This is a genomic window from Flavobacterium sp., from assembly GCF_044377315.1.
Lineage (GTDB): Bacteria > Bacteroidota > Bacteroidia > Flavobacteriales > Flavobacteriaceae > Flavobacterium.
On the sequence record NZ_JBILJG010000005.1, the window covers coordinates 80,904 to 102,352 of the forward strand.

Below are 21,449 nucleotides of genomic sequence, written 5' to 3' on the forward strand. Positions count from 1 at the left end.
CGTTGATTCTTTTAGTAAAACCAGTTTATTATACTTAATTTTGCATAAATTTAAATAATTAAAATGAATTGGCTATGGATGCAGCAGAATTATTAGAAAAATTAGAAATTAAAGATAACACTTTCGCAAGACAATTTGAAACACTTGTAGATGGGAAAATGGTTTCAGTTGAATATTCTTTTCAAGAAAAAAAGATTTTTTTAACGCGCATAAATACATTTGATGGTTTTGAAAACGAAGAATTTATTACGACTTTTTTGAAAAACATCATGGAAATTGCCTACGAACGTAAACTAAAAGTCGTTCCTATTTTACCAAAAATTGCCCTTTTCTTTAGAAAAAACACAATTTATAGAGATTTATTGCCGCCAGGTATTAAGATATAATTTTTTGAAATTCCAAAAAAAAACAAAAATTCCAAATTCCAATATTTAAAAACTTGGGATTTGGAATTTTTAGTTGAATTAGTATCTTTATCAAATGAATTCTGAAGAACTAAATTCCGCTATTATTTCATTTTTTGAAACTATTGAAAAATATTATGGATGCAAAACAGAAATTACTGAAGGTTTGTTTTCAGAGTTAGATGATTTGGACGCCAACTTAACCACATGGAATTTATCAGAATTTGATTTAATTCGCTCCGCTTATCGTAATAATGGTGGTAGATTTATGTTTGAAGGAGACAAAATGTACTACGAAATTTCAGGTGAAAGAATAATTGAATTTAGACAACCTGGCAGAAACAAATTTGAATTTATTGAACAATACAGCGAAACCGTTTTTAGGATTACTAAGATTCGGTTTCATTATAAATATTGATTTTTTTGTATAACGTATATTGTATAATTGTATAGTGTATCAGGCAATATTATTGACTACAAATAATTTACTTTTATTTCAAAAACAATAAATTATTAGACAAACCACCTTAGAAAATACAATTTTACAATATACATTATACAATTTTACAGTATACAATTTTACAGTATACAATTTATACATTTATTGCTAAAAATTCCAATCTAACACTTCCATCTTCATCAATTTTGGTCAAATAAATTTCGTGTAAAGTATTAACCAAATCTGGATTCCAAGGCGTTTTTACTTTTACATAATTTTCTGTAAATCCGTGAATGTAACCTTCTTTGTTTTCGCTTTCGAATAAAACGGTTCTTTTGGTTCCGATTTGACTTTCGTAAAAAGCACGTCGTTTTTTAACCGATAAACCGCGTAACATTTTGCTGCGTTTGTTTCTAACATTCATTGGAACAACATCTGGCATTTCAGCAGCTTCAGTATTATCTCTTTCGGAATAAGTAAAAACGTGAAGATAGGAAATCTCCATTTCATTTAAGAAATTATATGTTTCCAAAAACTCTTCATCAGTTTCACCAGGAAAACCAACTATAACATCTACACCAATACATGCATGAGGCATAACTTCACGAATTTTCGTAACTCTATCAGTATAAACTTCTCGAAGATAACGACGTTTCATTTTTTTCAAAATCTCGTTACTTCCACTTTGCAGCGGAATATGAAAATGCGGCACAAATGTTCGACTTTTTGAAACAAATTCGATGGTTTCATTTTTCAACAAATTAGGTTCAATTGATGAAATTCTCAAACGTTCAATTCCTTCCACTTTATCTAACGCTTTTACCAAATCAAGGAAAGTATGTTCATGTTTTTTGTTACCAAACTCACCTTTTCCGTAATCTCCAATGTTTACACCTGTTAAAACAATTTCCTTGATTCCTTTTTGAGAAATTTCGGAAGCATTTTTCAAAACATTTTCCAAAGCATCACTTCTAGAAATTCCTCTTGCAAGTGGAATTGTGCAATAGGTACATTTATAATCACAACCATCTTGCACTTTCAAAAAAGCACGTGTTCTGTCGCCAAAAGAATAACTTCCAACGTAAAAATCGGCTTCTTCGATTTCGCATGAATGAATTTCGCCCAAATCATTTTTGGACAAGTCATTTAAATAATCGGTGATTTTGAATTTTTCTGTAGCACCAAGAACCAAATCAACACCATCTACCGAAGCTAATTCTTCAGGTTTCAACTGAGCATAACAACCAACGGCAGCAACAAACGCTTTTTCGTTAAGCTTCATTGCTTTTTTTACAATCTGCTTGAATTGCTTATCTGCATTATCGGTTACCGAGCAAGTATTGATTACATATATATCGGCAATTTCTTCAAAATCAACACGTTCAAAACCTTCGTCTTGAAAATTACGCGCAATTGTAGAGGTTTCAGAGAAATTCAACTTGCATCCTAAAGTGTAGAATGCTACTTTCTTTTTGTTTATCATAGGTAAGCTCAATTGATGAAATCGTTGTCAAAAAATTGAGAGTGCAAATTTAAATAAAATAGCCACAGATTCACAGATTTTTAAAATTATTTTATCTGTGAATCTGTGGCTAAACTAATTAAACTATTCTTTTCTATATTTTTTAGTTTCTTCAAAAACGTGTTCTAAAATTTTAGCCTCTTCTTCGGTAAAGTCAACATGACGTCTTGACATTACAATTTTAGCCGTTTGAAAAGCTTTATTGGTCATGTAAGTAGTAAAACCTGAAGCACCACCCCATGAAAAACTTGGTACAAAATTGCGAGGAAAACCAGAACCAAAAATATTGGTTGAAACTCCCACAACTGTTCCTGTATTAAACATAGTATTGATACCGCATTTGCTGTGATCTCCCATCATCAAACCACAAAATTGCAATCCGGTTCTAGCAAAGTTTTCGGTTTCGTAGCTCCATAACTTAACTTCTTCGTAGTTGTTTTTAAGATTCGAATTATTACTATCAGCACCAATGTTGCACCATTCTCCTAAAACAGAATTTCCTAAAAATCCGTCATGACCTTTGTTAGAATAACCCATTAAAACGGAATTATTTACTTCACCGCCGATACGACAATGAGGACCAACAGTTGTTGCTCCATAAACTTTGGTTGCTAATTTTACTTGCGCTTCTTCACATAGTGCAAAAGGGCCACGTATAACAGAGCCTTCCATGATTTCTGAATTTATTCCTATGTAAATTGGACCTGTCGAAGCATTTAAAGTAACATATTCAAGCTTTGCTCCTTCTTCAATAAAAATATTTTCGGGTGCAATTACATTTACACTTTTGGGGATTGGTTGCGAAGTTCTATCTTCAGTGATTAAATCAAAATCTTCACGAATAGCGGCATCATTTTTGGCAAAAATATCCCAAGTATGCTCAACTGTAAGACATTCTTGATTGAATTCTATAATTTCGTATGAGTCAAAATCAACCTCGTCTTGAGTTTCATTTGTATAAAATGCAACCACTTCATCACCTTTGAAAATTACTTGGTTTCTCTCTAGATTTTTTACCAATTCAGCTAAAGTTTCATTTGGCAAAAACGAAGCGTTTATCATAACATTTTCTTCCATTTCAACCATTGGATATTTTACAGAAAGATATTCTTCTGTTAAAGTTGTGGTAGTTGAGCCTAAATATTTTTCCCATTTTTCACGAATGGTTAGAATTCCGATGCGAATATCGGCTACTGGTCTTGTAAATGTAAAGGGTAATAATGCGTTGCGAACGGTTCCGTCAAAAAGTATGTAGTTCATTTTAAAAGTTTAAAAGTTTAAAAGTTTAAAAGTTTAAAAAAACTGATAAAACTCTGTTCAAAGTTACAAAGTTTATTGCATAAAAAAAACCTTCCAAAATATTGAAAGGTTTTAAGTATTTGAACACTAAAAGACTATTTAGCGTGTTTAGCGTATTTAGTTTTAAATTTATCAATACGTCCTGCAGTATCAATAAGTTTAGATTTACCTGTGTAAAAAGGGTGAGACGTTCTAGAAATCTCCATTTTAAAAACTGGATATTCTACACCTTCGTGTGTGATTGTTTCTTTAGTTTCAACTGTAGATTTAGTAATAAAAACATCTTCATTTGACATGTCTTTAAAAGCAACTAATCTGTAATTTTCTGGGTGTACACCTTTTTTCATTTTTGTAAATCTTTATTTGTTATGAAGTAGTTTGTCTTGATGCTTTTAAAATCAAAAGGTATCAACTTACTACAACTTTTGTTGTTTCAATTTTTATTTGAGAGTGCAAATTTACAACTATTTTTTAATATTCAAACTAATGTGTAACTTTTTTTAATTCTTAACATTTTACTGTAGTAATTATGGATTTGTTATATTTGTAGATTATTTTAAAAAGATACTTTTTATATGGGAAACAAGACTTCAATCTCAAAGTTTGCACTTCAATACGGGATTTTATTTGGTATTATAATGATTCTTGAATTTGTTATTGGATATATTTTAAATATTGATCCAACCACAAATCAAAGTTTTGGCGTAATTATTAGCGTTTTGAATTACTTTATTTTACCTGCCATTCTAATTTATGTTGCTTGCAATGCATACAAAACGAAATTTAACAATGGTTTTATTAGTTTTAGTCAATGTTTAAAAATTGGTGTTACTATATGTGTTATTGCTGGTTTGCTTTATGGTCTTTTTAGTGCTACTTTCGGCATGATGTTTCCAGAATATTTTGAGGAAATGATGAAAAAAATGAGAATTGTTATGCGAGATAAAAATCCTCAAATGACTTCAGAACAAATTGACATGGCAATCACTATGAGTAAAAAGTTTATGAATCCAGTAATTTCTATTCCAATTACCGTTATTATGTATGCCTTTATTGGATTACTAATTTCATTAATTATTGGTGCAATTGTAAAGAAAGATCCAAATCAAAGCATCTAAAAAAAGAATGAACTTATCCATTGTTATCCCATTATTAAACGAACAAGAATCGTTACCCGAGTTGCACTCATGGATTGTTAAAGTCATGACTGCCAACAATTATTCATACGAAATACTTTTTATAGACGACGGAAGCACTGATGATTCTTGGCAAACAATTTGTGACATTTCAGCAAAAGATTCGAATGTAAAAGGCATTCGGTTTATGAAAAATTATGGCAAATCGCAAGCGTTACATGCTGGTTTTGCTAAAGCGCAAGGTGATGTTATTATTACCATGGATGCCGATTTGCAAGATAGTCCAGACGAAATTCCTGAATTATTTGATATGATTACTAATGGTGGTTATGAACTAGTTTCTGGCTGGAAAAAGAAACGTTATGACCATGTAGTAACAAAAAATTTGCCTTCAAAATTATTCAATTGGGCTGCTCGAAAAACATCGGGCGTGCAACTAAATGATTTTAATTGTGGCTTGAAAGCCTATAAAAATATTGTTATAAAAAACATTGAAGTTTCTGGTGAAATGCACCGTTATATTCCGGTTTTGGCGAAAAATGCTGGTTTTAAGAAGATTGGCGAAAAAACAGTAATTCATCAAGCTCGAAAATATGGCGAATCTAAATTTGGGATAAGTCGTTTTATTAATGGTTTTTTAGATTTGATAACGATTTGGTTTTTGTCTCGTTACGGAAAAAGACCGATGCATCTTTTTGGTGCTGCTGGTGTTTTGATGTTTATTATTGGATTTTTGGCAACTGGATTTATAATAACATTAAAGTTAATCAAACTTTACTCTGGATTTGAAACGATATTAGTTACAGATAATCCGTTGTTTTATATTGCCTTAACATCGATGATGATTGGAACACAATTATTCTTAGCAGGATTTTTAGGAGAAATTATTTTGCGTACAAAAAATAATGAAGAACGTTATAAGATTTCAGATAGTGTGAATTGATTCTTTAAAGTCACAAATTGTGACCTTAAAGAATGGAAGAGGTCAACACTCAAAATTTTTGCCTTTTGCTTTTAAGGAACAAGGAATTGCAATGCTTTCGAGTGTTCTAAATTTTGAAAAAGCTATTAAAGTTAATATTTCAATTAATAAGAACTTTTGTAACTTTTAGACAATTTTCGTTTTCTTATGCTGAATTGAAAACTAGAATTGAAGAAATAGAAAATTAGTTTGCTCCGCCAGTTCGCTCTTTCAGGCTCGAGTCCAGACATTTATAAAGCACTAAATTATTTGGTCGATAAAGATAAAACAACGTGCGATAACAAAGAAAGAACCAAGATTGGTTACTGATTTATACAGAATGACAAAAGAATGCAAATAAGCTTAGCCATGATTACCTCACTAAAACATTTATTTTCATAGGTGTTCGGTGAACACTTCGTGTTTGCAGTGGAAATCCTTTCATTTTTTTCTTTAAAAAATGAAAGATTGTAACGGAAAGCGGGAAATAGCTTCAAAAATAATATATAATGAAAATTGAACAAAACATTTTAGACAAAGTAAATGAATGGTTAACTCCACCCTTCGACAACCAAACGCAAGAATCAATCAAAGAAATGATGACTTCGGCTCCGAAAGATTTAGAAGAAAGTTTTTATAAGAATCTTGAATTTGGAACAGGCGGAATGCGCGGCGTAATGGGTATTGGAACCAATAGAATAAACAAATATACGCTTGGAAAAAACACACAAGGTTTATCAAATTATATGATTAAATCGTTTCCTGGCGAACAACTAAAAGTTGCCATTGCTTATGATTGCCGTCACAATAGTAATACATTGGCAAAAGTGGTAGCAGATGTTTTTTCGGCAAATGGAATTAACGTTTATCTTTTTTCAGATATGCGTCCAACACCTGAATTGTCATTTGCTTTGAAATATTTGAATTGCCATGCAGGAATTGTTCTAACGGCTTCACATAATCCGCCAGAATATAATGGTTACAAAGTTTACTGGCAAGATGGCGGACAATTAGTGCCACCTCAAGATAAAGAAATTATTCAGGTGATTGAAGCTTTAAATTATGGCGAAATTAAGTTTGAAGCTAACGAAAATCTGATTGAATATATTGATATTGCTATTGATGAAGCTTTCGCAAAATCGACTGTAGAAAATGCAAGTTTCAATACACCAACTGCTGCAAAAGAAAATTTAAAAATTATTTATACTTCGTTACACGGAACTTCTATCAAGGCAATTCCAGGAGTTTTGTCAAAAGCTGGTTATACTGATGTGAATATTGTTCCTGAACAAGAAGTACCAAATGGCGACTTTCCAACGGTGAAATCTCCAAATCCGGAAGAGCCTGAAGCGCTTACAATGGCAATAGCATTGGCAGATAAAATTGGTGGTGATATTGTAATTGGAACCGATCCTGATTCAGATAGATTAGGTGTTGCTGTTAGAGATAATGACGGGCAAATGATTTTGCTAAATGGTAACCAAACCATGGTAATCATGACCGCATTCTTACTAGAACAATGGAAACGTGCTGGAAAAATTACTGGAAAACAATTTATAGGTTCGACAATTGTTTCAACACCAATGATGTTAGAACTAGCTACTGGTTATGGTGTTGAATGCAAAGTTGGATTAACGGGTTTTAAATGGATTGCAAAATTCATAAAAGATTTTCCAGAATTAGAATTTATTGGTGGTGGCGAAGAAAGTTTCGGATTTATGGTAGGTCATGCTGTTCGTGATAAAGATGCTGTTGCTGCTAGTTTGTTAGTATGCGAAATTGCCGCTCAAGCCAAAGCATCGGGAACCACTTTATACAATGAATTATTGAATTTATATGTTGATTTCGGATTTTACAAAGAACATTTAATTTCGTTAACCAAAAAAGGAATTTCAGGAATGCAAGAAATAACTCAAATGATGATTGATTTGAGAGAAAATCCAATGAGTGAAATCGATGGTCAACGTGCAGTTTGCATTGAAGATTATGACAATTCGACTTCACGTAACTTGATTACAAATGAAGTAGAAACTCTAAACATTCCGAAATCGAACGTGTTGATTTATTATCTTGAAGATGGTTCAAAAATCTGTGCTCGCCCTAGTGGAACTGAACCAAAAATCAAATTCTATTTTAGTGTAAACGCACCATTAGATAAGGTGGAAAACGCCGAAGAAGTTGAAAAACAATTAGACCAAAAAATTAAAAATATTATAGCAGCAATGCAGTTAAATTAATGAAAAAAATAATAGAGAAACTTAAGCCTTATATTTTACCATTCAAAAGTCATGTGGTATGGAATATTATCTATAATGTTTTGTATGCCCTTTTTGGAACGCTTTCATTTGTTACATTATTACCAATGATAAACGTTTTGTTTGACAAAACAACAAAAGTTACCGAAGAGCCAAAATATACAGGTATTGCGGATTTATATAATTACTTAGAAAGTTCTTTTTACTATAAAGTAACACAACTAACAGAAAATGGAAGTCCACAAATTGCTCTTATGTATGTTGTAGCACTTGTTATTATTACATTTTTATTAAAAAACCTATCCGGTTATTTGGCTTCCTATCATATGATGCACCTTCGTAATGGTGTTATGGCGAAGCTAAGAAATGTTATGTATAACAAAATCATCGACTTACCTATTTCATTTTATTCTGAAAAAAGGAAAGGTGATGTCATGGCGAGAATGCTTGGCGATGTTGGAGAAGTTCAAAATTCTTTTTTCATGCTTTTAGAACTTATCATAAAAGAACCATTGACCATCGTTTTCTCTATTGTAATGATGTTTACTTTTAGCTGGAAATTAACCCTTTTTGTTTTCATTTTTATACCAATTTCTGGGTTGATAATTTCTATAATTGGTAAAAATCTTAAAGCACAATCACTAAGTGCCCAAAATGAAGGCGGTTATATGATTTCGTTAGTTGAAGAATCTTTATCTGGATTAAAAGTAGTAAAAAGCTACAATGCTGAAGGAATTTTTAAAAATAGATTTCAAAATTCGGTTACTAGATTGTTGAATTTATCTAACAAAATTGGAAATAAAAACAATTTAGCATCGCCATTAAGTGAATTTTTAGGAATAATCACTATCGCAGTTTTATTATTATACGGTGGAACTTTAGTTTTAATTGACAAATCGCTAGATGGTGCTGTATTTATATCCTTTATGGGATTAGCTTACAATATTTTAACTCCAGCAAAAGCAATTTCAAAAGCTTCTTATGCAGTAAAAAATGGAGTTGCGGCAGCCGAACGTGTTTTTGAAGTTTTAGAGCAAGAAAACACAATTGATTCTAAAGAAAATGCCATTGTGAAAAATACTTTTGATGATAAGGTTTCTATTGAAAACATCAATTTTAGATATGGCGAAGAAAATGTATTGAAAAACTTTTCAATTGAAGTTCCAAAAGGAAAAACAGTTGCGCTAGTTGGTCAATCGGGTTCAGGAAAAAGTACGATTGCTAATTTGCTTACTCGTTTTTATGATGTAAATGAAGGAAGTATCAAAATAGACGGAACTGATATTAGAGATTGGAATATTCATTCGTTAAGAGGATTGATGGGATTGGTAACGCAAGATTCAATCCTATTTAATGATACAATAAAAACCAATTTATTAATCGGAAAACCTGATGCAACTGATGAAGAAATAATTGAAGCATTAAAAGTTGCTAATGCCTACGAATTTGTAAAAGATTTGCCAAACGGAATAGAAACAAATATTGGTGATGCTGGCGGAAAACTTTCTGGTGGACAAAAACAACGTTTGTCAATTGCAAGAGCGGTGTTAAAAAATCCACCAATTATGATTTTGGACGAAGCAACTTCTGCTTTAGATACAGAAAGTGAAAAATTTGTGCAAGTTGCCCTAGAAAACATGATGCAAAATCGAACTTCTATTGTGATTGCGCACCGTCTTTCTACTATTCAAAAAGCAGATACTATAATTGTGATGCAAAAAGGCGAAATTGTAGAACAAGGAACACATGCCGAATTATTAGCTAAAGATGGAATGTATTCTAAGCTAGTATTGATGCAGAGTTTTGAGTAAGAAGTCGGATGATGGAAGTTTGTAAGTAGTAACTCAAATTTATTTTATATGAAAATAGAATATTTTTTGATCTTGTTTTTGTTGTCTTCTTTTTTATCTACTTTTTAGTAGAAGACTTTTTAGGCGAAGCAATTTTCAATAAATACCTTAAAAATTATATAACAATTTGGTTAATGATTCCTTTCTTTTTAGGTCAATATTCAATAAAATTTCTAAAACGTTTTTAAAAAATGTACAATCACAATCCAAATATTACTCTTGCTGAAGATCCTGATATGAATCGTTTGCTATGTAGCAATTTTAACTCAAAAAAGTGAAAGTTTGGCTATTCAATCAACAATTGGAAGATTGAAAAAAGTTTTAGAAGTTGATTTTGAAATAGAAAAATCAGATTTAGAAAGTGCTATTCTGATTTAAATTGGTGAATAATCCTGAACTTTCCAATCTTTAGAACTCAAATCAATAAAGTGATAATGAATAACATCATTTTTGTCGAATTCTCCATTTTTATTAGTATCTTCAATACTTCTAAAGTATAAACGATTTTTAGATTCTACTAAATTCCAGTCAATCAATTCCATTATTTCTTCTGAAACTTTTTTGAAAGATGTACCATCTATTTTGCTTAAATACAAAGATTTTATATCGTTAGAATCTAATTTATCATCTTTATTAGTATCCATATCGGCTAGAACATAAACCAAAATTTGATTTTTTGTTTTGTCTGCAATTGATTTTAAATAAGTAACTCGTTCAATTAAAACGGGTTTATCGGTTAAAACTCTTAATGAATCGGAACCAATTTCTTGAAATTTGAAGTTACTCAAATAACCCGTAATTTCATTTTCACTCGAATTAGATACGGTAAAACTTTCTCTTTCTGAAACCGAATAACTTGATTTTGAAACGCCAGCAGCCACACTAAATTCACCTATTGGATGAATCAAAATATTTGTTCCCTCCATTTGTATTGGTAAATCTGCTAACAAAATTTTAGGAGTATCTGTTTTAACTCCCGCTTTTTGCTTTGAAGATTCGTAACTAACTTTTGGTTTTAGAACTTCTTCTTTGCAACTAACTAGTGTTATTACTAAAGCTAAAAAAGTAAATTTGGATATATTTTTCATTTGAATAGAAAATTTATAAGTCAAAAATAATGAAATTTTTCTATAATCTTGCGGTTAACTTGATATTAAAAACTCTAGTGGTCATATAGTTGGGAATTCCGTATTGATTTTTGGTATAAACATCTCTAACCCAAGTATTCGTTATCGCATTTTGATTGTTAAAAAGATTAAAAATTTCAAATCCTGCCGATAAATCTTTAAAGTTTTTCAACCAATGCCCTTCTCGCCTATTTTTGTTGTTTTCGGTAAAAACATATGAGAATCCAGCATCTGCTCTTCGGTAATCTCTTAGTCTATTTTGGTATTCATAAACATCGGCATACGATGGCGAGCCACCAGGCAAACCTGTATTATAAACTAAATTCAAATACATTTTGACACTTGGAATATTAGGCATATAATCCTGAAACAAAATTGCAAATTTCAATCGCTGATCGGTTGGTCGTGCAATATCTCCTCTATTATCAATGTTTTCTTTTGTTTTTAGATAACCAAAACTTAACCATGATTCTGTTCCTGGAACAAATTCTCCATTTAGTCTAAAATCTAGCCCTTGTGCAAAAGCCACCGCATTATTATTGGCAGCATATCGAATTCTTACATTCTCAATAGTGTACGGATTTACATCGGTCATCGATTTATAATAAGCTTCTGAAACCAACTTAAATGGTCTATCCCACATTTTGAAACTATAATCATTACTTAAAACAAAATGAATAGATTTTTGGGCCTTAACATTTGGATTTACAAGACCATTTCTATCACGCAGTTCTCTATAAGAAGGTGGCTGGTAGTACAATCCTGAAGAAAATCTAAAAATCATATCTTTTTCCCAATCAGGTTTTATAGCAAATTGCGCTCTTGGCGTAAAAACTACTTGACTATCGCCGTTTATATTATCGCCTGAAACTTGCCATTGATGCACTCTAACTCCAGCATTATACCAAACATCGCTTGAACCTATTTTGTCTTTCAAACTCCATTGTGCGTATCCCGATAATCTATTAATTACTGCAAAATTTTTGGCTCTAACATTTTGATAAGGAACAAGTGGACCAAGGTAAGGATTGTAGGGTTGGTCATTATTTGGCAAAACATGTGGCGGATTTATTGAAAAACCTGCTGAATCTATCACTTCCCATTCGATAATTCTATCTCGAATATCTTCGCGAGTATATTTAAAACCCCACTCTACTTGATGCGATTTTATATCATGATTTCCTTTTACTTCAGCATTTACAATTACGGCATCTAAATCGTTTCTGGCATGATTTAACTGCGTACCTATTGCACGACTGTAAGTAACATCTCCAAAAGTTTCGGAACCTAAATTTCCATCAACTTCGCCTAAAGCATAACCGGCAAAAATGTCAAAATATTCTTGTTCTTGCGTGTGATATCCAGATGTTATAAACTTAAGTGTAAAATTTTCATTGACTTTATGAACTGCTTTTAATGCTCCAAAAAGTGTGGTGAATTTATTTTTTTCTTGTCCTTGATAAAGAACCTGCAAAGCTATTGGATCGTCAATTGTTCCAAAATTGGTTTGGCGAGATAATGGTTTGTAGTTGTATTTATTTTGAGAAACATTACCAAGAAAACTCCATTGCCATTTTAGCGAAGGCGTAAAAATAACATTGGTCTGGATATCGGCAAAAGTAGGTCTAAAATCAATTTCAGTTTCTTGACTATTTACCAGCAAACTATTATCGCGATACCGAACTCCTGTAATAGCTGACCATTTTTGATTTTTTGAAACGGCATCAACTGCTACACTACCTCCAAGAAGACTTGCTTCGGCTGCTGCTCCAAACTTAGATGGACGACGATATGTAATATCTAAAACAGAGGATAATTTATCGCCATATTTAGCTTGAAATCCTCCAGCAGAAAAGTCAACATTTTGAACCAAATCTGAATTGGTAAAACTCAACCCTTCTTGTTGACCCGAACGGACTAAAAACGGACGGTAGATTTCAATATCATTTACATAAACCAAATTTTCGTCATAATTTCCGCCGCGAACTGAATATTGTGTACTCAATTCGTTATTAGAGTTTACACCTGGAAGTGTTTTAATAATATTTTCTATTCCGGCATTTGCTCCAGGAATTCTTCTAATAACTTCGGGTTCAATAACTGTAATTCCTTGAACTCTTTTTCTATTATTAGACGTTACAATAACTTCGCCAAGACCTTCAGATTTGTCATTCATTACAATATTGAGTTCGTAATCTTCATTGGGTTTTAGCTCCACATTAACCGTAATTTTTTTTAATGATGTATGAGTAAAAACCAAACTCACTTTTCTGTTAGCTGGAATTATCAATTCATAAAAACCTGTTTCATCGGTAATTGTATTTTTAAAAGCGGAACTAATATTTACAATATCAACTGGAGTATTGTATTCATCTAGCACAATACCTTTCACTCTAGCTGTTTGCGCAAAAGATAGGAATCCGAAGAATAAAAAAAGAATGGGAATAATTTTAATTGAATTTTTCAAGGCGTGTTATTTAGTTTTTTTTCTTTTAAATGTAGTTTCAAATGTAGTTGAATTTCCAACATTATCAGTAACAATTACTTTTAAAATATTGTCACCATCTACAACGTAATTATCATCAAAAAAGTGTGTGATTTTTCTAGTTTTTAATTCATATTCAAAAAGAACCCATTTGTCGTTCAAATATCCTTTGTATGAATTAATACCCGACAAATCATCACTTATTGTTAATTGAACAGACTTAGCGGCGAGCAACTTGCCTTGAATTGATTTTGCAATTGAAATTTTTGGTGCTATACTATCTTTAGCAAGTGTAAATTGTCCCAAACTTTTTGTTCTACATGAGAAAGTGTTTCCATTTACTTTTGTCGAAATATAACTTAGTTTTTTACCTATACGAGTAGCAATAAACATTTTCTTTTTCTGTTCAGCAGTAGTAGATTTGTCTTCTATTGAAATTGTAAAATTAGAATGCACTGGAACACTGTCGTCATGCAAGAAAAGCTCATTGCCTTTCACATCAAAGTTCAAATAAAAATCTTCGTAAAAGGTATTGGCCGGAAAGAAAACAGACACATTATCTTTTTCAAAACTTGAATCATTTTTATATTTTACAAAATATTTAGTTTTTTTACTATCCTTAGAAATCACTGCAGGTTTATCAGAATACTCAACAGGGATAGTTATAACTGTACTATTATTATTAAAATCTGAAACTTCTAAATATTCTGTTTGAGAAAAATTTTTAACCACATTAAAGATTCCGTTGTCTTCATTTTTTTCAATATTACTCAAACTAAAAGGCTCTTTCATAAACAATTTTTGTACTCTTTGCTTACTTGCTTTATATCGCTTATAATCTATAAAAGCATTGATATACCTTGCTTCATCAAAAGCCAATTCGTCAAATTTATAACCATAAACTAATTTTCCATTAGAAATCAATTGGGTTCTAAAAACGCCATTAGCATTATAGGAAACATCATCTGTATCATAAGAGCTAACACCAAAACCAATTCTTCCATTGGCAAAAACTTTATCCGAAAGATACGTTCCATCTTTTTGCAAAGTCAAACCTACTACTACTGGACGCATAGATTCATTTACAGTCGAACTATCATCAATAGGATATGCCAAAAGACTTGATATTATTGGCTTTTTAGTATCTTTTATCGAAAAAAAAGAACTTGGATTAATGACTTTTTCAGTATCGGCATTTCTAATTTCAAAATGCAAATGTGGACCATCAGAACCACCCGTATTTCCTGAAAAGGCAATTAAATCCCCTTTTTTAACAACAAGATCATTTAGCTTTGGAAAAACTTCAATTTCATATTCTTTTTGTTTGTATTGCTCGGCAACAATAAAATCCTGAATGGTTCCAGATGCTCTTTGCAAATGACCGTAAACAGTTACGTAACCATTAGGATGCGTTATATAAATTGCTTTTCCATAACCATAAAGTGATATTTTTATTCTCGAAATATATCCATCAGCGCAAGCATACACTTTTTGTCCTTCAACTTTATTGGTTTTTAGATCAAATCCTACATGAAAGTGGTTGGTACGTAATTCGCCAAAATTTCCAGATAATTGCATCGGAATGTCCATAGGTGGTCTAAAATAATCTTTAGTATAAAGGTTTTGAGCTGAAACACTCATGGAAAACAAAACAAAAAAGACAACAAATTTCATAAAAAAGCTTTTGGCTAAAATAGCAAAAAAACTTAAATTCCAAAAAAGAGAAATTTTTATTTAAAAAACTAAAATACAGATAGTTAACATAAAACTGTTTAGAAATTTAAAATATTTATCAAAAGTATTGGTTTAATTCAATCATAATACTAACTTTGTAGAGATAAGTTAAAGAACTTTGCAATAGATGAGTGAAATTGTAGAAATTATTGATACTCTTGAGGGAAGGCTAAAAAAACTAGTACAAAAGTTAGTTGTTTTAGAGCAAAAAAATTCCGAATTAAGTCAAGAGTTGAGTAAAACTGCAGTGCTTTATAAAAATCAGTCACAACAGATTGAAGAATTAAAAAAGCAAAACGAATCACTAAAAATTGCAAAATCTTTGCTTGGCAGTGACGAAAACAAAAGAGATACAAAGCTTAAAATAAATTCATTAATTCGTGAAATTGATTACTGTATAGCGCAACTAGCAGATTAAAATTATGGACGAAAAGCTTAAAATCAAAATATCAATAGCAGACAGAGTGTATCCGTTAACGGTTACCATGTCGCAGGAAGAAGGACTAAGAAGTGCTTCTAAAAAAATTGATGCGATGATGAAGCAATTTGAAGAAAATTATGCTGTTCGAGATAAACAAGATGTATTGGCAATGTGTGCCTTGCAGTTTGCTTCTCAACTAGAACAAAAACAAATTGATACAACTATTGATGGTAAAGAAACCATTGCTAGAATCAAGAAAATTAGTGATTTATTAATAAACTATCTCGATAAATAATACGTTCTTTACATTAACTAAGATACTGCCTACATTAGTTTTATTTGGTAAACTCAACACTAACAATTTAGAATGAGCAAATCATCGTTACTATAGCACGTCCGCCAAGGCGGAAAGCTTGAACAGCGAGTTAGCTCAAAACTTGTATATTCGAGTTTATACAACCCTCTAATGTAGGCTTTTTTATATATAAATTTTAACAAAATTATGGACATTTTAACACTAATTATTTCGGGAATAGCAGGTATAGGAGGAGGATTTGCAATTGCAAAATTTATGGAAAAAAGCAATGTTTCAAACATGGTAAAAATTGCCAAAAAAGAAGCAGCTTCTATCCTAAAAGACGCCAATCTTGAAGCTGAAAATATCAAAAAAGATAAAATTCTTCAAGCCAAAGAAAAATTCATTGAACTTAAATCGGAACACGAACAAGTAATACTTGGTAGAGATAAAAAAATTGCTGAAGTTGAAAAAAGGGTTCGAGATAAAGAATCGCAAATTTCAAGCGAATTGTCAAAAGCTAAAAAAATAAACGACGATTTTGAAGCAAAAACACTTGAATACAATTCAAAAATTGAAGTGCTTGACAAGAAACAACAAGAAGTTGAACGCATGCACAAAAGCCAACTAAATCAGTTAGAAGTTATTTCTGGTTTATCGGTGGAAGAAGCAAGAGAACAACTAATTGAAGGATTAAAAGCAGAGGCTAAAACCCAAGCGATGTCTCATATACAAGACACAATGGAAGAAGCTAAGCTTACTGCACAACAAGAAGCTAAGAAAATCATTATCAACACTATTCAAAGGGTTGGAACAGAAGAAGCTGTTGAAAATTGTGTTTCTGTTTTCAATATCGAATCGGATGATGTAAAAGGTAGAATTATTGGTCGTGAAGGTAGAAATATTAGAGCAATAGAAGCGGCAACTGGTGTCGAAATCATTGTTGACGATACTCCAGAAGCCATTATCCTTTCTTGTTTTGATCCAGTTCGTAGAGAAATTGCTCGTTTGGCATTGCATAAATTAGTAACCGACGGACGTATTCACCCTGCAAGAATTGAAGAAGTGGTTGCCAAAACAGCTAAACAAATTGATGACGAAATAATCGAAGTTGGTAAACGTACTGTAATTGACTTAGGAATTCACGGTTTGCATCCTGAACTTATAAAAGTTGTAGGTAGAATGAAATACCGTTCTTCTTACGGACAAAATTTATTGCAACACTCTCGCGAAGTTTCTAAACTTTGTGGAATCATGGCTGCCGAACTAGGACTGAATGTAAAATTAGCTAAAAGAGCTGGTTTACTTCACGATATTGGTAAAGTGCCCGATACAGAAAGCGATTTGCCTCACGCATTATTAGGTATGCAATGGGCTGAGAAATATGGCGAAAAAGAAGAAGTTTGCAACGCTATTGGTGCGCACCACGACGAGATAGAAATGAAATCATTATTATCGCCAATTATTCAAGTTTGTGATGCTATTTCGGGTGCTAGACCTGGTGCTAGACGTCAAGTTTTAGACTCATACATTCAACGTTTGAAAGACTTAGAAGAAGTTGCTTACGGTTTTAGCGGTGTAAAAAGTGCTTATGCTATTCAAGCCGGTAGAGAACTTCGTGTTATTGTAGAAAGCGAAAAAGTTTCTGATGACAATGCTTCAAGTTTATCTTTTGAAATTTCACAAAAAATTCAAACAGAAATGACTTATCCTGGTCAAGTAAAAGTTACTGTAATTAGAGAAACTAGAGCCGTTAATATTGCGAAATAAAAGTTTCAATTAATTGAATTTAAGTTTTCAAATAATCGCTTTTCACCAAAGCGATTTTTTTTTATACAGCTAATTAAAATTTATCTTAACTTTGTTTAAAATTCAAAATCATGGGAGTACCTGAAATAAAGTATTTTACCGAAAAAGAGTATTTAGATTCTGAAAGATTGGCATTGGATAAACACGAATTTTACAAAGGTGAGATTTTTGCTATGAGTGGAGCTTCAATCCCTCATAACATTATTGCAATGAATTGTTACATTGACTTAGGAACAAAACTTAAAGGCAAAAACTGTATGCCTTTTGGCAGTGATTTAAGAATTCATATACCCAAAAACACATTGTACACGTATCCAGATATTAGTATTATTTGTGGCGAAATTGAGAAAACCGATGACAAGTTTGATACTGTTACAAATCCATCTGTAATTATCGAAATACTATCGGAATCTACAAAAAATTATGATAAAGGTGGGAAATTTACATTGTATCGTGATATTGAATCATTAAAAGAATACATTTTGATAGATTCAGAAGCTGTAATGGTCGAAAAGTTCATTAAAAACTTAGATAATAGCTGGCAACTTACCGAATATAAAAAAATGGAAGAGCATTTTACAATTGAAACTGTAGCAATTCAAATAGAACTAACAACTGTATATCAAGGAGTTCAATTTAAAGCTCCCAATTAAAATACTTAAAGTTGGAAGTTGGAATTTCTTAAACTATTTCCTTGGGTGAAATGTATTCATGATTTGTGTTAAATGCTTTCTGTCAAGATGTACATATATTTCTGTTGTAGTAATTGATTCGTGACCTAACATTAACTGAATCGAACGCAAATCGGCCCCATTTTCTAGCAAATGTGTGGCAAATGAATGTCTAAACGTATGTGGACTTATATTTTTTTTCAAATCAATTTTTAAAGCCAACTCTTTAATTATTGTAAAAATCATGGCTCTTGTTAACTGCCTTCCACGACGATTTAAGAATAAAGTATCTTCATGCCCTTTTTGAATAGGCAAATGAACTCTAATTGAATTCTTGTAAATTTCAATATATTTTTGTGTCAAATTTCCAACCGGAACAAATCGTTGTTTATTTCCTTTTCCGGTAATTTTTATAAAACCTTCTTCAAAAAACAAATCAGATATTTTGAGATTTACCAATTCTGAAACCCTAAGTCCGCAACCGTAAAGCGTTTCTAACATGGCTCTGTTGCGTTCACCTTCGTTTGAAGATAAATCGATGGCAGCAATTAGATTATCAATATCTTGAATGGCTAATGTATCGGGCAATTTTCTTCCAATACGCGGTGCTTCTAATAATTCTAGCGGGTTATCATTTCTATAATCTTCAAAAATGAGATAGGAAAAAAAACTTTTTAAACCCGAAATAATTCTTGCTTGCGAACGCGCATTGACTTCTTTAGAAACCGAATAGATGAATTGTTGAACCGTTTCTTCCGTAATTTTTATAGGCGAAACATTGATAGCATTTTGCTCCAAAAATGAACAAAGTCGCTCAATATCAAAAGAATAATTCTCGATTGTGTTTTTAGACAAACCTCTTTCGAGTTTGAGATACGATTGATAACTTTTTATATAGGTTTTCCAATTCATACTACAAAGTAACGTGAAATTTGGCAATAAAAAAACCGCTTCACGAATGAAGCGGTTCATTGAAAAAATAAGATTTAATTAGAAGTGTAACGTCAAGCTGATTGCACTAGAAGCTACATTACCTAAGCTAACGTCTGTAGAAGATTCTCCTTTAACAGAAGAACCTGTTGCAGGTGTGTACTCTGGAGCACCATTTGAAGCAATTCTTAAGCCATAGTTGTACTGTGCACCAATAGACATTTTAGGAAAAATGAAATACTCAGCACCAATAAAACCTGTTACACCAACATTAATTGAAGTCCCAGCGTTATACTTATCATTTCCTGCAGGGTTTTTAGTTTCTGTCCACTTTGCAGAAGAAAAACCAACTAATGCATCAGCACCATAGAAACCTTGTAATCTTGTAGAACCTCTTCTCCACTCTTTACCTAGACCAACATTCAAATCAATTGTTGACGATTTGTAATTAGCAAAATCTGTAGTTCCGTCATTGTCAAAATCACCGTTTTTGAAATTACCACTTCCAAAACCTAAATTAGCTACTACTCTGTAAGCACTTTTAGCATCGATGAATTTTTTTCCAACGAAAGAATTAGATGTAACATTTGTAACACCTGGTGCATTGTTGTTTGTTTTACCATTAAATGCATTACCTGCATATTCGAAAACACCATTAGCATTAAAGCTAATAGCCCAATCACCAGCTTCTGGTAAATAGTTTTCTCCTTTTTTAGATTTCAAATCTTGAGCAGTAACTACTCCAAATGCAAAAATAGTTGCAACCGTTAAAATAATTTTTTTCATTTTAGTTTTTGTTTAAAATTAATACACAAATATATTACTATTCTATATTTAGATATAAGGTGTGGTTTTTATAGTTATTAACATAGTTATTAACATTTATCAACATTTATCAACATTTATTCGCTTTCAATCGAAATCGTAGTTTTCTTTCCTTTGGTTAATCTGGTAACAGTTTTTAATTCGTTATTGGTATCTCTAATTATTACACTAGCGGTATTTGGTGGCATTGTGCCCTCGTTAACGGCTTCAACTTCAATAATTGTATTTTTACTAACTATAGGTATCTCGATTATTTTCTTTATTTTACTAACTTCATAGTTTTCAAGAATTATTTTGCCATTTACATATATAGTAATCCTATCGCCATCTTCAACACCCGGGTCACAAATTTCAAACTTAATCATCTTGTCTTTGGTAAACATTTGCAAGTTTTCAGTTTCTTTCAAAATATTCATGTTTAATGAATCCAATTTTTTAAGTGGATTTACACTTTCTTTAATTTTTGAATCAATCTTTTTTGACTTCTGAATCTTAGTATTAATCTTAGTGGCTAATTTAATTATCTTTTTAGTACCAACCATCTGTATTATTCCGCTTATACATTTCGTTTCGTTTTTATATAATCCTACAAACTTGTTATCAATTTTAGGATTAGACGATTTTAAATTCATTTTTCCATTAAAGTTAACATAACAAAATGAACTTTTTTTGACTGAAGATTTGGTGTAAACAATTTCGTCTTCTTTAAAAAAAAGGAGGTTTTTATTTTTGTCATAAGTACCTACTATCGTATTTTTAGTTTCGTGTTCACCACCAAGATCTGTAATAGAAAATCCTTTGATAACGCCTTTTTCTTCATTAAAAGTAATTTTGTATGAAACAACCTGTTCATCACTTCCGTTTAGTTTTAAACCACCAACAAATTCATATGTGTTTTTCGATTGTGAAAAAGATTTGAAAAAAAGAAGAAAAAAAAAGAGTGAAATAATTTTGATGTTTGCCATGATTCTATATATTTGCGCAAATATAATATTAATCCTTTAACAATTTTTTTTTATGAAAATTAAATTATTTTTCAGCTTAATTGCATTTTTCATGCTATCATTATCTGCTAGCTATGCGTCGTTCCCAGTTGAACAAAGAACAACTTCTAACACAACTACTGTAGTTGAACAAAAAGAAGAATTATCATCTCCAGCTGCTGCTAAAGGTGGAAAAAGTCAAATCATTGCTTTAGTACTAGCTGCTTTAGTAGGTGGTATTGGTGTTCACCGTTTTTACTTAGGTTACACATGGCAAGGTGTTGTTCAATTACTAACTTTAGG

Annotated in this window: 20 protein-coding genes; 11 read left to right on the top strand and 9 right to left on the bottom strand. The window is 31.6% G+C overall.

What is annotated here, in order from left to right; all coding sequences use genetic code 11:
* The first annotated feature begins 74 nt into the window (after positions 1 to 74).
* Positions 75 to 386 carry a GNAT family N-acetyltransferase gene (locus ACIQ66_RS02850; RefSeq protein ID WP_396211293.1) on the top strand — a complete coding sequence of 104 codons (312 nt, stop codon included), beginning with the start codon at positions 75 to 77 and terminating at the stop codon, positions 384 to 386.
* A gap of 94 nt (positions 387 to 480) precedes the next feature.
* Positions 481 to 822 (top strand): hypothetical protein, encoded by a 342-nt coding sequence (locus tag ACIQ66_RS02855; RefSeq protein ID WP_396211294.1) that lies wholly within the window; start codon positions 481 to 483, stop codon positions 820 to 822.
* Positions 823 to 997: 175 nt separating this feature from the next.
* Here the strand turns inward: ACIQ66_RS02855 and mtaB are convergent, their stop codons facing one another.
* The 3 genes from mtaB to ACIQ66_RS02870 all read right to left on the bottom strand — a co-directional run bounded on the left by mtaB (position 998) and on the right by ACIQ66_RS02870 (position 4,011).
* Positions 998 to 2,326, bottom strand: a complete 1,329-nt coding sequence (mtaB, locus tag ACIQ66_RS02860; protein WP_396211295.1) for a tRNA (N(6)-L-threonylcarbamoyladenosine(37)-C(2))-methylthiotransferase MtaB — start codon at positions 2,324 to 2,326, stop codon at positions 998 to 1,000.
* A gap of 123 nt (positions 2,327 to 2,449) precedes the next feature.
* Positions 2,450 to 3,625 (bottom strand): GlmU family protein, encoded by a 1,176-nt coding sequence (locus ACIQ66_RS02865; protein ID WP_396211296.1) that lies wholly within the window; start codon positions 3,623 to 3,625, stop codon positions 2,450 to 2,452.
* A 134-nt stretch (positions 3,626 to 3,759) separates the two neighbouring features.
* Positions 3,760 to 4,011 carry a type B 50S ribosomal protein L31 gene (locus ACIQ66_RS02870; protein WP_396211297.1) on the bottom strand — a complete coding sequence of 84 codons (252 nt, stop codon included), beginning with the start codon at positions 4,009 to 4,011 and terminating at the stop codon, positions 3,760 to 3,762.
* A gap of 228 nt (positions 4,012 to 4,239) precedes the next feature.
* Between ACIQ66_RS02870 and ACIQ66_RS02875 the strand changes: the two genes are divergently transcribed.
* The 4 genes from ACIQ66_RS02875 to ACIQ66_RS02890 all read left to right on the top strand — a co-directional run bounded on the left by ACIQ66_RS02875 (position 4,240) and on the right by ACIQ66_RS02890 (position 9,827).
* Complete coding sequence (locus tag ACIQ66_RS02875) at positions 4,240 to 4,782, top strand: DUF4199 domain-containing protein (RefSeq protein WP_396211298.1); 543 nt, start codon at positions 4,240 to 4,242, stop codon at positions 4,780 to 4,782.
* A gap of 7 nt (positions 4,783 to 4,789) precedes the next feature.
* Positions 4,790 to 5,743, top strand: a complete 954-nt coding sequence (locus tag ACIQ66_RS02880; protein ID WP_396211299.1) for a glycosyltransferase family 2 protein — start codon at positions 4,790 to 4,792, stop codon at positions 5,741 to 5,743.
* Between the two features lie 527 nt (positions 5,744 to 6,270).
* A complete protein-coding gene (locus ACIQ66_RS02885; RefSeq protein ID WP_396211300.1) occupies positions 6,271 to 7,998 on the top strand; it encodes a phospho-sugar mutase in 1,728 nt (575 codons plus the stop codon).
* Positions 7,998 to 9,827 (top strand): ABC transporter ATP-binding protein, encoded by a 1,830-nt coding sequence (locus tag ACIQ66_RS02890; RefSeq protein ID WP_396211301.1) that lies wholly within the window; start codon positions 7,998 to 8,000, stop codon positions 9,825 to 9,827. The genes ACIQ66_RS02885 and ACIQ66_RS02890 overlap by 1 nt, the downstream gene beginning before the upstream one ends.
* 413 nt (positions 9,828 to 10,240) lie before the next feature.
* Here the strand turns inward: ACIQ66_RS02890 and ACIQ66_RS02895 are convergent, their stop codons facing one another.
* Genes ACIQ66_RS02895 through ACIQ66_RS02905 form a run of 3 tightly spaced genes read right to left on the bottom strand, consistent with a single transcriptional unit; the run spans position 10,241 to position 15,152 of the window.
* Positions 10,241 to 10,954, bottom strand: coding sequence for a hypothetical protein (locus ACIQ66_RS02895; protein ID WP_396211302.1), 714 nt, complete (start codon positions 10,952 to 10,954; stop codon positions 10,241 to 10,243).
* 40 nt (positions 10,955 to 10,994) lie between these two features.
* Positions 10,995 to 13,460 carry a carboxypeptidase-like regulatory domain-containing protein gene (locus ACIQ66_RS02900; RefSeq protein WP_396211303.1) on the bottom strand — a complete coding sequence of 822 codons (2,466 nt, stop codon included), beginning with the start codon at positions 13,458 to 13,460 and terminating at the stop codon, positions 10,995 to 10,997.
* A 6-nt stretch (positions 13,461 to 13,466) separates the two neighbouring features.
* Positions 13,467 to 15,152 carry a M23 family metallopeptidase gene (locus ACIQ66_RS02905; protein WP_396211304.1) on the bottom strand — a complete coding sequence of 562 codons (1,686 nt, stop codon included), beginning with the start codon at positions 15,150 to 15,152 and terminating at the stop codon, positions 13,467 to 13,469.
* A 187-nt stretch (positions 15,153 to 15,339) separates the two neighbouring features.
* On the opposite strand from ACIQ66_RS02905, the gene ACIQ66_RS02910 reads away from it, so the two are divergent.
* The 4 genes from ACIQ66_RS02910 (at position 15,340) to ACIQ66_RS02925 (ending at position 18,390) form a co-directional block, all read left to right on the top strand.
* Positions 15,340 to 15,630 carry a hypothetical protein gene (locus ACIQ66_RS02910; RefSeq protein ID WP_396211305.1) on the top strand — a complete coding sequence of 97 codons (291 nt, stop codon included), beginning with the start codon at positions 15,340 to 15,342 and terminating at the stop codon, positions 15,628 to 15,630.
* Positions 15,631 to 15,634: 4 nt separating this feature from the next.
* Positions 15,635 to 15,928: a cell division protein ZapA gene (locus ACIQ66_RS02915; RefSeq protein WP_396211306.1), complete on the top strand. Its 294-nt coding sequence runs from the start codon at positions 15,635 to 15,637 to the stop codon at positions 15,926 to 15,928.
* A 207-nt stretch (positions 15,929 to 16,135) separates the two neighbouring features.
* Positions 16,136 to 17,698, top strand: a complete 1,563-nt coding sequence (rny, locus tag ACIQ66_RS02920; protein WP_396211307.1) for a ribonuclease Y — start codon at positions 16,136 to 16,138, stop codon at positions 17,696 to 17,698.
* A 110-nt stretch (positions 17,699 to 17,808) separates the two neighbouring features.
* The gene (locus ACIQ66_RS02925; RefSeq protein ID WP_396211308.1) at positions 17,809 to 18,390 is read left to right on the top strand and encodes a Uma2 family endonuclease; all 582 of its coding nucleotides are present in this window, start codon (positions 17,809 to 17,811) and stop codon (positions 18,388 to 18,390) included.
* Positions 18,391 to 18,423: 33 nt separating this feature from the next.
* Here ACIQ66_RS02925 and xerD read toward each other — a convergent pair whose 3' ends face one another.
* The 3 genes from xerD to ACIQ66_RS02940 all read right to left on the bottom strand — a co-directional run bounded on the left by xerD (position 18,424) and on the right by ACIQ66_RS02940 (position 21,128).
* Complete coding sequence (xerD, locus tag ACIQ66_RS02930) at positions 18,424 to 19,320, bottom strand: site-specific tyrosine recombinase XerD (RefSeq protein WP_396211313.1); 897 nt, start codon at positions 19,318 to 19,320, stop codon at positions 18,424 to 18,426.
* Positions 19,321 to 19,398: 78 nt separating this feature from the next.
* On the bottom strand, positions 19,399 to 20,124 hold the full coding sequence (locus ACIQ66_RS02935; protein WP_396211309.1) for a hypothetical protein: 726 nt from the start codon (positions 20,122 to 20,124) through the stop codon (positions 19,399 to 19,401).
* A 116-nt stretch (positions 20,125 to 20,240) separates the two neighbouring features.
* Positions 20,241 to 21,128: a hypothetical protein gene (locus tag ACIQ66_RS02940; RefSeq protein ID WP_396211310.1), complete on the bottom strand. Its 888-nt coding sequence runs from the start codon at positions 21,126 to 21,128 to the stop codon at positions 20,241 to 20,243.
* A 52-nt stretch (positions 21,129 to 21,180) separates the two neighbouring features.
* Between ACIQ66_RS02940 and ACIQ66_RS02945 the strand changes: the two genes are divergently transcribed.
* Positions 21,181 to 21,449 (top strand): TM2 domain-containing protein (locus ACIQ66_RS02945; RefSeq protein ID WP_396211311.1); only part of this gene is annotated, 269 nt, incomplete at its 3' end.

What these genes read in the sequence shown, in the direction of transcription:
- ACIQ66_RS02850 (WP_396211293.1), top strand. Translation starts at nt 75, where the DNA reads ATGGATGCAGCAGAATTATTAGAAAAATTAGAAATTAAAGATAACACT.
- ACIQ66_RS02855 (WP_396211294.1), top strand. Translation starts at nt 481, where the DNA reads ATGAATTCTGAAGAACTAAATTCCGCTATTATTTCATTTTTTGAAACT.
- mtaB (WP_396211295.1), bottom strand. Translation starts at nt 2,326, where the DNA reads ATGATAAACAAAAAGAAAGTAGCATTCTACACTTTAGGATGCAAGTTG.
- ACIQ66_RS02865 (WP_396211296.1), bottom strand. Translation starts at nt 3,625, where the DNA reads ATGAACTACATACTTTTTGACGGAACCGTTCGCAACGCATTATTACCC.
- ACIQ66_RS02870 (WP_396211297.1), bottom strand. Translation starts at nt 4,011, where the DNA reads ATGAAAAAAGGTGTACACCCAGAAAATTACAGATTAGTTGCTTTTAAA.
- ACIQ66_RS02875 (WP_396211298.1), top strand. Translation starts at nt 4,240, where the DNA reads ATGGGAAACAAGACTTCAATCTCAAAGTTTGCACTTCAATACGGGATT.
- ACIQ66_RS02880 (WP_396211299.1), top strand. Translation starts at nt 4,790, where the DNA reads ATGAACTTATCCATTGTTATCCCATTATTAAACGAACAAGAATCGTTA.
- ACIQ66_RS02885 (WP_396211300.1), top strand. Translation starts at nt 6,271, where the DNA reads ATGAAAATTGAACAAAACATTTTAGACAAAGTAAATGAATGGTTAACT.
- ACIQ66_RS02890 (WP_396211301.1), top strand. Translation starts at nt 7,998, where the DNA reads ATGAAAAAAATAATAGAGAAACTTAAGCCTTATATTTTACCATTCAAA.
- ACIQ66_RS02895 (WP_396211302.1), bottom strand. Translation starts at nt 10,954, where the DNA reads ATGAAAAATATATCCAAATTTACTTTTTTAGCTTTAGTAATAACACTA.
- ACIQ66_RS02905 (WP_396211304.1), bottom strand. Translation starts at nt 15,152, where the DNA reads ATGAAATTTGTTGTCTTTTTTGTTTTGTTTTCCATGAGTGTTTCAGCT.
- ACIQ66_RS02910 (WP_396211305.1), top strand. Translation starts at nt 15,340, where the DNA reads ATGAGTGAAATTGTAGAAATTATTGATACTCTTGAGGGAAGGCTAAAA.
- ACIQ66_RS02915 (WP_396211306.1), top strand. Translation starts at nt 15,635, where the DNA reads ATGGACGAAAAGCTTAAAATCAAAATATCAATAGCAGACAGAGTGTAT.
- rny (WP_396211307.1), top strand. Translation starts at nt 16,136, where the DNA reads ATGGACATTTTAACACTAATTATTTCGGGAATAGCAGGTATAGGAGGA.
- ACIQ66_RS02925 (WP_396211308.1), top strand. Translation starts at nt 17,809, where the DNA reads ATGGGAGTACCTGAAATAAAGTATTTTACCGAAAAAGAGTATTTAGAT.
- xerD (WP_396211313.1), bottom strand. Translation starts at nt 19,320, where the DNA reads ATGAATTGGAAAACCTATATAAAAAGTTATCAATCGTATCTCAAACTC.
- ACIQ66_RS02935 (WP_396211309.1), bottom strand. Translation starts at nt 20,124, where the DNA reads ATGAAAAAAATTATTTTAACGGTTGCAACTATTTTTGCATTTGGAGTA.
- ACIQ66_RS02940 (WP_396211310.1), bottom strand. Translation starts at nt 21,128, where the DNA reads ATGGCAAACATCAAAATTATTTCACTCTTTTTTTTTCTTCTTTTTTTC.